11 protein-coding genes are annotated in these 13,211 nt (G+C 72.0%); 5 read left to right on the forward strand and 6 right to left on the reverse strand.

What is annotated here, in order from left to right:
- The 5 genes from AGRA3207_RS35750 to AGRA3207_RS35770 all read right to left on the reverse strand — a co-directional run bounded on the left by AGRA3207_RS35750 (position 1) and on the right by AGRA3207_RS35770 (position 6,008).
- On the reverse strand, positions 1–2,022 hold the full coding sequence (locus AGRA3207_RS35750; protein WP_231331699.1) for a response regulator: 2,022 nt from the start codon (positions 2,020–2,022) through the stop codon (positions 1–3).
- A 206-nt stretch (positions 2,023–2,228) separates the two neighbouring features.
- Entirely contained in the window at positions 2,229–2,918 is a 690-nt protein-coding gene (locus AGRA3207_RS35755) for a LuxR C-terminal-related transcriptional regulator (protein WP_231331700.1), read from the reverse strand.
- Between the two features lie 376 nt (positions 2,919–3,294).
- Positions 3,295–4,158, reverse strand: coding sequence for a DUF192 domain-containing protein (locus tag AGRA3207_RS35760; protein WP_231331701.1), 864 nt, complete (start codon positions 4,156–4,158; stop codon positions 3,295–3,297).
- 119 nt (positions 4,159–4,277) lie between these two features.
- Positions 4,278–5,558 (reverse strand): RNA polymerase sigma factor, encoded by a 1,281-nt coding sequence (locus tag AGRA3207_RS35765; RefSeq protein ID WP_231331702.1) that lies wholly within the window; start codon positions 5,556–5,558, stop codon positions 4,278–4,280.
- Positions 5,559–5,588: 30 nt separating this feature from the next.
- On the reverse strand, positions 5,589–6,008 hold the full coding sequence (locus tag AGRA3207_RS35770) for a YciI family protein (protein WP_231331703.1): 420 nt from the start codon (positions 6,006–6,008) through the stop codon (positions 5,589–5,591).
- Positions 6,009–6,281: 273 nt separating this feature from the next.
- Between AGRA3207_RS35770 and AGRA3207_RS35775 the strand changes: the two genes are divergently transcribed.
- On the forward strand, positions 6,282–7,943 hold the full coding sequence (locus tag AGRA3207_RS35775; RefSeq protein ID WP_231331705.1) for an alkaline phosphatase D family protein: 1,662 nt from the start codon (positions 6,282–6,284) through the stop codon (positions 7,941–7,943).
- A gap of 282 nt (positions 7,944–8,225) precedes the next feature.
- The gene (locus tag AGRA3207_RS35780) at positions 8,226–9,527 is read left to right on the forward strand and encodes a trypsin-like peptidase domain-containing protein (RefSeq protein ID WP_231331706.1); all 1,302 of its coding nucleotides are present in this window, start codon (positions 8,226–8,228) and stop codon (positions 9,525–9,527) included.
- A 142-nt stretch (positions 9,528–9,669) separates the two neighbouring features.
- Here the strand turns inward: AGRA3207_RS35780 and AGRA3207_RS35785 are convergent, their stop codons facing one another.
- Positions 9,670–10,251, reverse strand: coding sequence for a CGNR zinc finger domain-containing protein (locus AGRA3207_RS35785; protein WP_231331707.1), 582 nt, complete (start codon positions 10,249–10,251; stop codon positions 9,670–9,672).
- 26 nt (positions 10,252–10,277) lie between these two features.
- On the opposite strand from AGRA3207_RS35785, the gene AGRA3207_RS35790 reads away from it, so the two are divergent.
- The 3 genes from AGRA3207_RS35790 to AGRA3207_RS35800 all read left to right on the forward strand — a co-directional run bounded on the left by AGRA3207_RS35790 (position 10,278) and on the right by AGRA3207_RS35800 (position 13,071).
- Complete coding sequence (locus AGRA3207_RS35790; RefSeq protein ID WP_231331708.1) at positions 10,278–10,757, forward strand: GNAT family N-acetyltransferase; 480 nt, start codon at positions 10,278–10,280, stop codon at positions 10,755–10,757.
- Complete coding sequence (locus tag AGRA3207_RS35795; protein ID WP_231331709.1) at positions 10,754–12,043, forward strand: MFS transporter; 1,290 nt, start codon at positions 10,754–10,756, stop codon at positions 12,041–12,043. The genes AGRA3207_RS35790 and AGRA3207_RS35795 overlap by 4 nt, the downstream gene beginning before the upstream one ends.
- Positions 12,044–12,408: 365 nt before the next feature.
- Complete coding sequence (locus AGRA3207_RS35800) at positions 12,409–13,071, forward strand: hypothetical protein (RefSeq protein WP_231331710.1); 663 nt, start codon at positions 12,409–12,411, stop codon at positions 13,069–13,071.
- Positions 13,072–13,211: the final 140 nt, after the last annotated feature.

The following is a 13,211-nucleotide window of genomic DNA, read 5'->3' on the forward strand; positions in this document are numbered from 1 at the left end:
TCAGTTCCCGGGCGGGGTCAGCGTGAACTCCCCGGCCTTGTAGGCGGACCGCTCACCTGCGTAGCCCTGGCCGAACGGGTCGGAGCCCGAGCCCTCCCGCGTGCCTTCCGGCGCGGTGACCGGCACGTCCAGCCCGGAGGGCGGACGGACGGTGACCTTGCCGTCCTGGATGTAGGCCGTCAGCGTGCCCTTGTCCATCGCGCCGCCGCTCAGGGCCGCGCGCCACAGCTCCTGCCTGCGGAGCTCGGTGCCCAGCACCGACATGGACTCGGAGATGACCGGGGTGTTGTCGGCGAACAGGGCGCGGTAGTCGGACAGGGTCCGCTCCAGCACCGGGTAGAGGATGCGTCCCTCGGTGAGGTTCGACTGGTGCGCGTAGTGCGGCCGCGGGTCGTTGGCGAGCACGTGCGAGAGCGTGATCCTCGCGTCGGTCGGGACGATGTACGAGCCGAACCCGGTCTTGGGGTCGAGCGGGTCGATGCACGTCACGGTGTTGGAGTTGTCCTCGCAGATGCCGCTGCCGCCGTCGTCCCGCTTGGTGTAGATCCAGTTGTACTCGTCCACCTCCTCCTCCTGCGTGGCGACGTTGAAGAAGACGCTCAGCGGGTGGCGCGGGACGGTGCGCAGTGAGCCGATCGCGCGCTGCCCCTTGTCGCGGGAGGCGTCCCCGGCCAGCCACTTGACCCCGGTGCCCGACAGCCCTTCGGTGAGGTTGGGGTTGTCGTCGGGCTGCTGCGGCAGGATGCGCAGGCCCGAGTGCTCACCGGTGACCAGCTCGCTCTTGTCGAGGGTGATGTTGTGGTTGGACGCCCATGCGAGGTTCTTGGTGACCTCCTGCTTGATGACGTCCTCGCTGACGTACTCGATCTCCTCGGTGTCCTCGTCGACCCTGCAGCGCCACGGCTTGACGGTGTTGTTCTGCACGCACCCGAGGAAGGCGTGCGCGTAGGTGTGGTTGAGCCACCGGAACCGGTCCTTGGCCTCCAGGTACGCGTCGGTGAGCGGGTCGGAGCCGTTCTTGGCGATCGCGTCGTCGCTGCCGAAGGCGTTGTACGCCATGTCCAGGACGAGCCGGTTCCGCGTCTGCCAGTCGGCGGCGTACTTCACGTCGTCCGGGGTCATGCGGATCGGCGGCGTGGTGACGTCGCTGGGGCAGTCCTCGCTGGGGGTGCAGTTGTCCTCGACGCTCCAGCGGGCGTCGGGCAGCAGCACGTCGTCGACGTGGACGCCGAGGTAGTTGCGGCTGTGGCCGAGGTGCACGCCCTTGGTGAGCCAGGTGATCAGGCCGTGGCCGAGCGCCCGGAACTGCCGCTGGTCGCTGTTGGCGGAGAAGGTCAGGACCAGCTCGCTGCGGCCGTCGTGGGTGTAGACGCCCGCGGCGACCCCGGTGGCGTTGCCGATGGTGGCGGTCACGTACGGCTGGAAGGACCGTCCCGTGGCGGGGTCGTCCGGGAGCGGGGTCGCGAGGAAGCCGTAGCTCTCCTGCGCGGTGGGGTTGATGTCGTCGAACTTCAGCGAACCCTTGAGGTAGCGGAACGCGTCCGCCCGCGCGGCGGGGGAGACCGTGGCCGTCGCGCCGTCGAGCTGGCCGGAGAAGCTGGGCGCGTTGAGCCCGACGTTGTCGGCCGGGTAGGCGTAGGCGTCGAGCTGGCGGATGCCGAACTTCGTCTCGTACGCGGCGAGCGCGGTCGCCTCGGCGGCGTTCTCGAACGGCACCGCGTTGGGCAGCACCACGGCCTGGTACTTGGCGCGGGGGGTCCCGTCGACCGTGTCGGACAGGAAGGCCTCGTTGATCACCGGCCTGTTGCTCTGCCGGAGGTCGACGGTCTTGTACGGGACGCCCTCGGTGCGCAGCTGCTCGGCGACGGCGGTCACCGAGGCGCTTCCGTTGGTGACGACCAGCACCTGGAGGTCGATCCGGGGGCCGGCGGCCTTGGCGGACGCCTGCGGGCAGACGGTGAGTGCGGCCGCGGTCAGCACACCGAAAAGTGCGCCGAGAGCGGGACGGCGGGCGGCTCTCATGATGCCTCCCCGGCCGGTTCGTAGAATTTCACAGCGATTCACATCCGCGGTCGGTAATGAAATAGGGGGGTTTGGAACTCAGCTACCAGAGCATGAGGTACGCGGATCTTGAAGTAAAGACGGACGGGGGCCTATCTTGCCGTGGGCCCGGTCCTAGGACTCTCCTGTGCAGGGGCTACCCGGTGGCCGCATCCGGGTGGCACCTTTTATGTCAGTCCGGTGCCATCCCCGGCAGCTGCCGAATTCAATTCCCGCCAGCGGGTGATGGCGTGTTCCCTTCCGTCGGCTCCCAGACGCTTATAGATCTGGTGGGCATGGTTCTTCACGGTCTTCTCGGAGATGACGAGATGCCGCGCTATCTGCCGGTTCGTGAGACCCGCGGTGATCAGTTCCAGGATCTCGACCTCGCGCGGTGTGAGCCCCGGATCGTGCTGCTCGTGGGAGGGATGGCCCTCGTGCATCCACTGCACGAGCGCCGTCACGGCGGGCTGCGACAGGTGCGCCTCGCCGCGGTCGGCTGCCAGCACGACGTCCGCGAGGCCCTGCGGCTCGAAGTGCCCGTAGACGAGGCAGCAGCAGGCACCCGCCAGCACTGCCTGCACGAGCAGGCACGGATCCTCCGCCGCGGTCACCACGATGATGCGGCTGCCGCCTCTGACGCGTGCCAGCGCGCCGATGCTGGCGGGAGACGGCGGGGAGGAGTCCAGCAGCACCACGTCGGGCTCCTGCCGGCGGACCTCGCCCATGGAGTCGCCGATCGCCCCGTTGCCGACGACGTCCACCATCGGCGCCGACCGCAGCAGCGCGTGCAGGCCGATCCGCACCACCGGATTGTCACTGGCGATGATCACCCGCACGGCGTTCGACCGCTGTTCCAGTGCCGCGTCGGCCCTCATGGACGATCACTCTCCACGCCTATCGGCCCCGCAATTCACGTGCCGTCCGGGTCGGACCGTTCCGACCACGGCGCACACGGGGGAAACGGACGCCGGAGCATGCGTCCAATAATACGACATAATCCAAGGCGTGCCGGACGCGGAGCGCCGCGACCTGGATGAATAGCGCTATTCGTATTTCCACATTGTACAAAGTTGGCGTCGAATGGCCCGGGCGCGCGGCCGTGCCGGGCGGCCCGCCGCGGTGATCATCTGTGTTGCGCGGCGTGCCATTGAACCGGTCCAGTCGCCGCCGGGCGGGCGCCCTTCCCGGGCGCGGCGCTCCCAGCTCCCCGGCCGCATGCCGTGGCGGGGGACGCGCCGGCGGGCGCGCGGCCTAGAACCGCAGCAGGCTTCCCAGCGGCAGGATGGGCAGGTTCCCGTTGGGCGCCTCGATGACGTAGGAGAACGGGAATCCCGGGTCGTACCGCTGGCACGACGGCGACCCGAGCGGGCACGGCTGCCCCGTGAACCCGCGGATGAGCCGCCCGCCGGCGTCGAAGAACAGCAGGTCCGTGGTGAAGGTGTAGCCCCCGATGACGTGCGATCCGTAGCCGGGCGCGGGGTACCGGTACAGCATCCCGGCGCGTCCACCCAGGTCGGCGCGCGTCCAGCCGATCATTCCCAGCGAGGTCTTCCGCGGGGTGTCCGCGAGCGCCATGCGGTGGACGCCGCCCCCGAGCGCGACCATCACGGTCGCGGTCTCGGCGGGGTCCAGCCGCCCCCCGGCCACCGGCTCCCGCGGAATGCTCCGGCCTCCTCCGCCCGGCACCGCCGCCGCGGGCGTGCCCCCCGCGCAGTCCGCCATGACCCGGTCCGCCCGCACCACGCGCACCGTGGTCGCGGTCCGCCGCACGTTCACACGCACCGCGCCGGCCGTCACGTAGGTGATGGACGGGCCGTCCGAGCAGACGGCCACCCTGGCGCGCCCCTTGAGCAGGAACCGCTGCTCGCCGAGGTCCCCGTCCCGCGAGATCCCGATCACCATCTCGTCGTCGCCGGCCTCCTTGAGGCCGCCCTCGATCGCGAACCGCCCGAGCGGCGTCGTGACGCCGCCGACCAGCTTCGCGGCGAACCTCCCGTCCTGGTCGATGCTGAACACCAGGGGCAGGACCGGAGGCTGGTAGGTCGCGCCCCCGACGAAGGAGCATCCGCTCAGTGGCAGCAGAAGCAGCGGCGCCAGCCTGCTGGAAAGGAACATGCCCACTCCCGCGCGAGTCCGGGGCGGGGGGCGTCGGAACTGGGACGCCCGCCTCCGACTCCCCGTTCGCCGCTGGCCACCTTGGGTCACCGGCAGGGGACGCCCGCGCGCCCCGCCGGTCAGCCGAGTGCGGCGAGCTTGCGCTCCAGGACGGCCCGCTCACGCTCGTTGCCGCACAGCCGCACGGCCGCCTCCAGTTCGGTGCGGGCCTCCCCGTCGCGTCCCAGGCGTGTGAGCAGCTCCCCGCGGACGCTCGGCAGGTGATGCGAGCTCGCCAGCGCCCCGGCGGCCGCCAGCCGGTCCACGATCGGCAGCGCCTCCGCCGGTCCCCGGGCCATCGAGACGGCCACCGCCCGGTTCAGATCGACGACCGGCGACGGCGCGAGGCGGCCGAGGGCCTCGTAGAGCAGCACGATCCGCTCCCAGTCCGTCGCGCCGACCGACGGGGCGACCGCGTGGCATTCGGCGATCGCCGCTTGCAGGCCGTAGGCGCCGAGCCCGCGTCCGAGCCGCTCCGCGGCGGCGAGGGCGGCGCGCCCCCGGCGGATCGACGCGCGGTCCCAGCGGCGGCGGTCCTGCCGCTCCAGCAGCACCGGCTCCCCGTCCGGCCCCACCCGGGCGGGGAAGCGCGCGGCGGTCAGCTCCAGCAGCGCCAGCAGCCCGTGCACCTCGGGCTCGTCCGGCATCAGCCGGGCCAGCACCCGGGCGAGGCGCTGCGCCTCGCCCGCCAGGTCGAGGCGGATCAGATCGCCGCCGGAGCTGGCCGAGGAGCCCTCGGTGAAGATCAGGTAGATGACGCTGAGCACCGAGCCGAGCCGCCCGGCCCGCTCCCCGGCGGGCGGCACCCCGAACGGCACCCGGGCCGCGCCGAGGGTCTTCTTCGCCCGCGTGATCCGGGCCTGCACGGTGGCGGTGGGGACGAGGAACGCCTGGGCGATCTCATCGCTCGTCAGCCCGCCGACCACCCGCAGCGTGAGCGCCACCCTCGCCTCCCGCGCGACCACGGGATGGCAGGAGATGAACATCAGCGCCAGCACGTCGTCGTCGATCTGGTCCGGATCCCACAGCACGTCCTCGTCCCGGGACGCGCCGGGCGGCCTCCCCGTGACGGCGCCGCCCTCGCCCAGGCCGTGGGCGAGGGCGGCGTACCTCTCGTCACGGGCGGAACGCCGCCGGAACGCGTCGATCGCGCGGCGCCGGCCGACGGTGAGGAGCCATCCCGCGGGCGTGCGGGGGACGCCGTCGCGCGGCCAGCTCACCAGCGCCTCGGCCAGCGCCTCCTGCGCGAGGTCCTCGGCCAGCGCGAAGTCGCCGGTGTACCGCGCGAGCGCGCCGACGATCCGCGCGGACTCGATCCGCCAGACGGCGGCGACGGCCTCACGGCCCGTGGAATCGGTCATGTCCGCCGCCCTGCCCGCCGTCCCGCCCGCTCAGAGCTGCCCGGTGGCCTCGCGCCACGCCCGCTCCTTCTGGATCCACTCGTTGTCCTGCGGGAACTCGTCGATCGAGGTGACACGGCGGATCTCGGTCTTGAAGCCCGCGCCGGTGACGGGCGAGCGCTTCGCCCACTCGACGGCCTCCTCCTTCGACGCCACGTTGAGGATGTAGAACCCGCCGAACAGCTCCTTGGTCTCGCCGTACGGGCCGTCGGTGACCACGGGCGGCTCGGCGGAGTAGTCCACGACCACGCCCTCGGCGGCGTCGTCGAGCCCCTCCGAGGCGACCAGCACCCCGGCCCGGATCATCTCGTCGTTGTACCGCCCCATGGTCTCGATCATCTCGGTGAAGTCGACCTCGGCCATCCCCGCGTAGGCCTCGTCGCTCGCGCGCATGATCAGCATGTACTTCATGGTCTCGTCTCCTCGATCGTCCGGGCCCCTGTCTCGGAGCCTCTCATCCCCAGGTCGAACGGGAACGAGGCGGATCGACACGGCCTCCGGAGTTTCTGGGACCGGGCCCGTCACCTGCGGGGGGACGACCCCCCACACTTCCCGAACGGCCCGGGCCGGTCCAGCCGCCGCGTCCGGATGATGTTCGTGTCCTTGTTGACTTTGTGTCGGTTTGTGCCCTTGTTCTTGTTCACGGTGCCCGGTCATCCTCCTGAGGCGACCTCTGGAGGATGTATGTCCGTCGGGATCCCCCGCCGCCGGTTCCTCGCCACGGGCGGAGCCGCCTCGTTCGTCACGGCGGGCCAGGTGCTCCTCGGCCCGGTCCTGCTCGGGCCGGACGGCGCCGTCGCCGCGGTCCGCGCCCACGGAGGCGCCCCGGTGCCGGCCGGCCTCTTCACCCTCGGCGTGGCGTCCGGCGACCCGTCGCCCGGCGGGTTCGTGCTGTGGACGCGGCTGGCGCCGCGGCCCGTCGACGGCGGGGGCATGCCCGACCGCGCGGTGCCGGTGGCCTGGCAGATCGCCGACGACGAGCGGTTCCGCCAGATCCGGGCGGCGGGTGTCGCGACCGCGCGGCCCGAGCACGGGCACGCGGTGCACGTCGAGGCCGGCGGCCTGCGGCCGGACCGCGAGTACTTCTACCGGTTCCGGGCCGGCCCGGAGATCTCGCCGGTCGGCCGCGCCCGCACGGCCCCCCGGCCCGGGGCCGGCAACCGGCGGCTGCGGTTCGCCTTCGCGAGCTGTCACAACTGGCAGGACGGCTACTTCACCGCCTACCACCACCTGGCGCAGGAGGACCTGGCGTTCGTCGCCTTCCTCGGCGACTACATCTACGAGACGGTCCCGCGGACCGACACCGTCCGCGCCCATGAGGGCACCGGCGAGCCGTACACGCTGGTCGAGTACCGCAACCGGCACGCGCAGTACAAGACCGACCCCGCGCTGCAGGCGGCGCACGCCGCGTTCCCCTGGATCGTGACCTGGGACGACCACGAGGTCGACAACAACTGGGCCGACGAGATCCCGCAGGACCCCGACCGGCAGCCGCGCGAGAAGTTCCTCGCGCGCCGGGCCGCGGCGTTCCAGGCCTACTACGAGCACATGCCGCTGCGCCGGCCCGCCGTCCCGCACGGCATCGGCATGCGGCTGCACCGCCGCCTCGGCTTCGGCCGGCTCGCCGCCGTGCACGTCCTCGACACCCGGCAGTACCGCAGCGACCAGCCGGACACCCTCGCCGAGGCCGGGGACCCGCGCCGCACGATGACCGGCACCGAACAGGAGAGGTGGCTGACCGGGGGCCTGGCCCGCTCGGGAGCCCGCTGGAACCTGCTGGCCAACCAGGTGATGTGGGCGTCCAACGACCGCAAGGCGGGGCCCGAGCAGGTCTTCGACTTCGACAACTGGGACGGCTACCGGGTGCAGCGCCGCCGGATGCTGGAGTTCTTCGGGTCCGGCCTCGTCTCCAACCCGGTGGTCCTCACCGGCGACCGGCACGCCACCTGGGTGTGCGATCTGCGGCCGGACTTCGACGACCCGGCGTCCCCGGTGGTGGGCGCGGAGATCACCGGGACGTCGGTCAGCTCGGGCGGCGACGCCGACCCCGTCTCCTTCCACCGCACCTTCGACCCGATCATGGCGGAGAGCCCGCACTGGAAGTACATCGGCAACCAGCGCGGGTACGTCGTCTGCGACGTGGGACCGGACCGGCTCCTGGCCTCGCTCCGGACCGTCGATTCGGTATGGAGGCCCGACGGGACGACGGCCGCCACCGCGGCCCGCTTCCAGGTCGAGGCGGGCCGGCCGGGGATCACCGTCGTGGACCGGCGGCCCGCCGTTGACGCGGGATCGCGGTCGGAGACGGCCCCGCGCCGTTTCGCGGTCGACGACGACCAGCTCTGACCGCTCCGCCGGCCGGGGGGCCGGAGTGACGGGGGCGCAGAATAGCGCCCGGATTGTCTTCCACGTGCCTTGGAGCGGTGCACTGGCCATTCCCGGCCGGAAGACGCCTATCGGGCCACTGGGAACACGCCTGCACCGTTTGTCTTTCTGACAGGGGTGGTCGGGATCCGTCACAGAAGGTCCTGACTCAGAAGCTGGAGGGCCGTGGCGGTGAAGGCCGCGGCTCCATGGGCGAGACGGCCGGGGGCGGCCGCCGCGCATTCGGGAACGGGGGCACGGTTCATGACCGATGCGACACGACTGCAGGACATGTCGATCGACGAGCTGAAAGAGGAACTGGAAAGGCGGGAGGCGCGGGAGAAGGGGGCCGTGGCGGCGTCATCGGCCGCATGGCTGGACGGCGTCGACGACGCCTCCCTCATCAAGGTTCTCCGGGAGAAGCAGAAGGTCATCTACGGGGTGGACGACCGGCTCGACATCTTCCAGGTCAGGAACCCGGCCGACCTCGCGGACGCCGACAGCGTCGTCGCGATCTTCCAGGGCATCGACATCACCGACAACGGCGACGGCACGTCCACGCTGTTCACCGAGGAGTACGGCTCGCGCTACCGGCTGTGCGCCGGCGAGCCGTTCCGCGACCAGCCCATCGGGGCGTTCTGCTCGGGCTTCCTGGTCGCCCGGGACGTCATCGCCACCGCCGGCCACTGCACGGCCGTCGTCAACGACGTGACCAACCTGCGCTTCGTCTTCGGGTTCAGGATGCGGGACCGCGAGACGGCCGCCACCGTGATCCCCAACGACCAGATCTACAGCGGCGCCGCGCTGATCGGGATGCGGAACGTGGAGGACGGGCCGGACTGGGCGCTGGTGCGGCTCGACCGGCGGGTGCCCGACCACCGCACCGTCTCGCTGCGCCGCACGGGGAGGATCGCCGACCGGACCCGGGTCCAGGTCATCGGGCACCCCAACGGCCTGCCGGCCAAGTTCGCCGCGGGGTCGCGGGTGCGCGACAACACTCCGGCGGCCTTCTTCGTCGCCAACCTCGACACCTACGGCGGCAATTCGGGGTCGCCGGTGTTCAACTCGGTCACCCACCAGGTCGAGGGCATCCTGGTGCGCGGCGAGAACGACTTCAAGAGACAGGGCGACTGCAACGTCTCCCTCGTCTGCCCGGACACGGGCTGCCGCGGCGAGGACTGCACGCGCGTGCTGGAGTTCGCCCACCTCACCGGCCCCCAGGCGGAGGGCCGCGAGATGCGGCCCGACGAGGTGCTGCTGCCCGGGCAGTCGATCGCGTCCCCCGATGGCAGCTGCACGTTCGGGTTCCGGGAAGACGGGGACCTCGTCCTCTCCGGGGAGGACGGCCCCTTGTGGTCCTCGGGCACCGCCGGCGGCACGCCGGGCGTCTGCGTCATGCAACGCGACGGCGACCTGGTCGTCTACCGTCCCGGCGGCGCCGTCGTGTGGCGTTCCGGGACCCGGGGGCACCCGGGCTCCCACCTCGTCGTCCAGGACGACGCGAACGTGGTGATCTACCGTCCTGACGGCGCCCCGGTCTGGTCGGCCGACCCGGCCCGCGCCTAGCGCGGCCGTCCACGTCGGCGGCCGCGTCCGCGTGGCCTCCACCGTGCACCGCGGAGCACGGTGGAGGCCACACCTTCCCGTCTCGCCCGCCCGGCGCCGTAGACACGCTGTATCTGCGCGAGAGGCCCGGATGGAACGGCGGTCAGGGCTGCTGCTGGTGACCGGAGTCGGCGGGGAGTGCCCGTGACCGCGCGGCGCGACCGGTGTCCCTGGTGCGCGCGCGGTGCCGGCGCACCGCGTCGCGGTTGGCGCACGGATGGGAGCAGTAGCGCTGCCGTCCCGTCCGCGTGGTGTCGGCGAAGATCATGGTGCACTCGTCCACGGCGCAGCGCCGGAGCCGGTGCATGCCCCGTCCGGCCAGGTGCAGCGCCGTGCCCACGGAGATGAGGGAGGACAGCACCGGGCCGAGCGGCTGCCGGTCGCCGCGGTAGTGCAGATGCCAGCCGCCGCCCGTGTGGTCGGTCAGCCGCGGATAGGCCGACGCCGCCGCCAGCATCCGGTTGAGCAGCCCGGCCCGCTCCTGATCGTCCCCGGCGTCGACGACCTTCTCCCACGCGTCGAGGACGGCCAGGGTCAGCTCCAGGTCGCCCGGCGTGACCGGGCGCTCCAGGACGAGCCCGGCGGTGCGGCACCGGTCCGCGAGCTCCGCGGCGTCCCCCGGCCGCCGGTTGGCCAGGTCCGCGGCGAGGTTCACGGCGTCCTCGCCGTAAGGGTTGAGGTGCATAAGCCCATTACACCAGGCTGGCCCGCATGACGCACCACACCCGAGTACGACAGGCCGTGGAGGACGACGTCCCGGAGCTCGTGCGCCTGCGCGCACTGCTGTTCGAGACCCTCGGCGGCGACTTCTTCAACCCCTCGTCGGCGGGCGACGACTGGCGGGCCGCGCTCGCCGTCGTCCTGAAGGAGAAGCTGGCGGCCGACGACGCGCGCATCCTCGTGGTGGACGGCGACGACGGCCTGGCCGCCTGCGGCATCGGCACCATCGAGCAGTGGTTCCCCGGCCCGCACTCGCGCAACGGGCGGGTCGGGCACGTGATCGGGGTCGTGACCGATCCGGCGTACCGGCGGCGCGGTCACAGCCGCGCGATCATGCGGAGCCTGCTCGACTGGTTCCGCGCCGGCGGAGCCGCCCGGGTCGACCTGTACGCCTCGCACGGGGGAGAACCGCTCTACCGGGAACTCGGCTTCTTCGACCATCCCGACCCGGCGCTCTGCTGGCGCCCATGACGGACGTCCGGCCGCACCGGGCGGGAGGCCGCGCGCCGTCCGGCGGACCCCACCGCGCGGACCGGTACCGGTGGACGATCCTCGGCGCCGCCACCTTCACCCAGGCCGCGTCCGGCTTCTTCGTGCAGGGCATCGGGGCGATGGGCATCCACCTGCAACGCGGCCTGGACCTGAGCACGGCCCAGCTCGGCTTCCTGCTCTCGGCGACGCAGATCGTCCCTTTGGCCGGGCTGCTGGTGGCCGGGGAACTCCTCGACCGCTACAGCGAACGGTGGGTCGTCGGCACGGGCACCTTCGTGGTCGCCCTGAGCCTGGGGCTGGGAAGCCTCGCCCCCGGGTATGTGCCGCTGCTCGGCGTCCTGCTGATCGTCGGCGCGGGATACAGCACCGTCCAGCCGGGTGGGAGCAAATCGGTGGCGTCCTGGTTCGCCGGCTCACAGCGGGGGCTGGCGATGGGCATCCGCCAGGCGGGCGTGCCGCTGGGCGGTGTCCTCGCCGCGGCCCTTCTGCCCCTCCTCGCGGCGTCCGCCGGGTGGAGGGCGACGTTCGTGGCCGGAGGCGCCGCCGCCCTCCTCGGCGCGGCCGTCTTCCTCTGCCTCCATCGCCCGCCGCCCTCCGCAAGCGATCTCCCGGCGGGCGCCGGTGACGACGCGCGGGCAGGGGAGCGGCTCGCCTCCGGCCTGCGAACGCTCCGTGAACCGGCCATCGTGAAGATCGTGCTGTCGGGGACCGCCCTCGTCTCGGTGCACTGCGGCATCAACGTCCTGACCGTGCTGCACCTCCACGAGACGGCTTCGCTCGGGGCGGGCGCCGCGGCCCTCGTGCTCGTGGCGGCCCAGGGCGCGGGTGTCGCGGGACGGATCTGCCTGGCGGCCTGGAGCGACCGCAGCAGGTTCGGACGCCACGGCACCGTCATGACCTGCATGGTCGCGACGACCGCGGGGACGGCCGCGCTGACGACGCCCCTCGGGCACGCGCCTGCGGCGGCCTGCCCGCTGTTCCTCTGGCTCGGCTTCTTCGGGATCGGCTGGTACGGCCCATGGGTCGCGCACGTCGCCGAATCGGCGCCGCCGGGCAGAACGGGCTCCGTTCTCGGCCTGGTCATGGCCGTCACCCAGGTCGCCATCGTCCTGGTGCCGCCGGTGCTCGGCCTGCTCCGGGACGTCACCCACGGCTTCGCCCCGGCCTGGGCCCTCCTGTCGGTGATGACCGTCGCCGCGCTGGCGCTCACGGCGCGCGGCACGAGGCCCCCGGCGCGGCGCCGGCAGGGCGTCCCCGCCCGCTGATTGCGACACTATGGCCGAAATATGGGACTTACCAGTACATATATGTTTCTGTTGAGAAATACCCTTTCTGATTGACGCCGGTCTGAGGGCCCGGTGTGCCTGTGTGCCTTGTTCTGGTGTGTCATGGGACGCAGAAGATGTGTTTGACGGGCTGCTGACCTGCATATCCGGTTCTCGGGGGCGTAATTCCGATCCTCTCGTAATAGGGCACCATGACCGTTTGGGTGTGGCAGCATTGGCGCGGCACCATCCGGACGTCAGGCACTGCACGGGAAAAGGTGAGTTCGATCGAAACTCCTCACGACCCGATCAAACGGAGCACCGCCCGCCCGGCGGTTCCCGCGGAACCGCCCCAATACCGCGCGATGGTCGCGTTCGACATATGCGGTTTCGGGGACACCGGCGATCCCCATGTGATGCGGCACATGCGCCGCTGCATGTACGACGTGGTGCGGGGCGCGGCCGAGGCCGCGCAGATGTCGTGGGCGGACTGCGAGCGCGAGGACCGGGGCGACGGGCTGTATCTGCTGGCGCCTCCCGGCTACAGCGTCCACAGCCTGGTCGACCCGCTCGCGCCCCTGGTCCGCGGCGGCCTCGGCCGGGTCAACAAGACCCTGCCCGCCGACCATCGCCTGCGCCTGCGGATGGCGGTGCATCACGGCGAGATCGTGCACGACGAGCACGGGGTGGTCGGACCCGATCTCAACATGCTGTTCCGGCTGCTCGACGCGCCCATCCTGCGTGCGCGCTTCGAGCAGGGCGACCTGGCGCTGATCGTGTCGGACGACGTGTACGGGCGCGTGGTCAGCTGGGGGATGGGCCTGATCGACAAGAAGGAGTTCGAGCCGCTCCTGGTCGAGAACAAGGAGACCTTCTGCGTGGCCTGGGCCGCGCTGCCGCCCCAGCCGCCCACCCCGCCCGCCGGCCGGCTCCCCGAGGCGTTCGGCGGCAGGGCCGCCACCCTCGCGCTGCTCGAACTCCTCATGGAGCGGGCGCAGGTGCTCCTGGACGACGACGGGTCCGGCTGACGCCGCAACCGCGCGGTGCCGTCCGTATCCATGGCGGGCCGAAGCGTCACGGCCCTGTCGAAACAGCTGTCACAGGCGGCGCTCGCCGCACAGTGGATCCGGGGGCGCATACGGCCCGGACCCGCGCCTGCGTCCCCGCC

The sequence above is a fragment of the Actinomadura graeca genome (assembly GCF_019175365.1).
Classification (GTDB): domain Bacteria; phylum Actinomycetota; class Actinomycetes; order Streptosporangiales; family Streptosporangiaceae; genus Spirillospora; species Spirillospora graeca.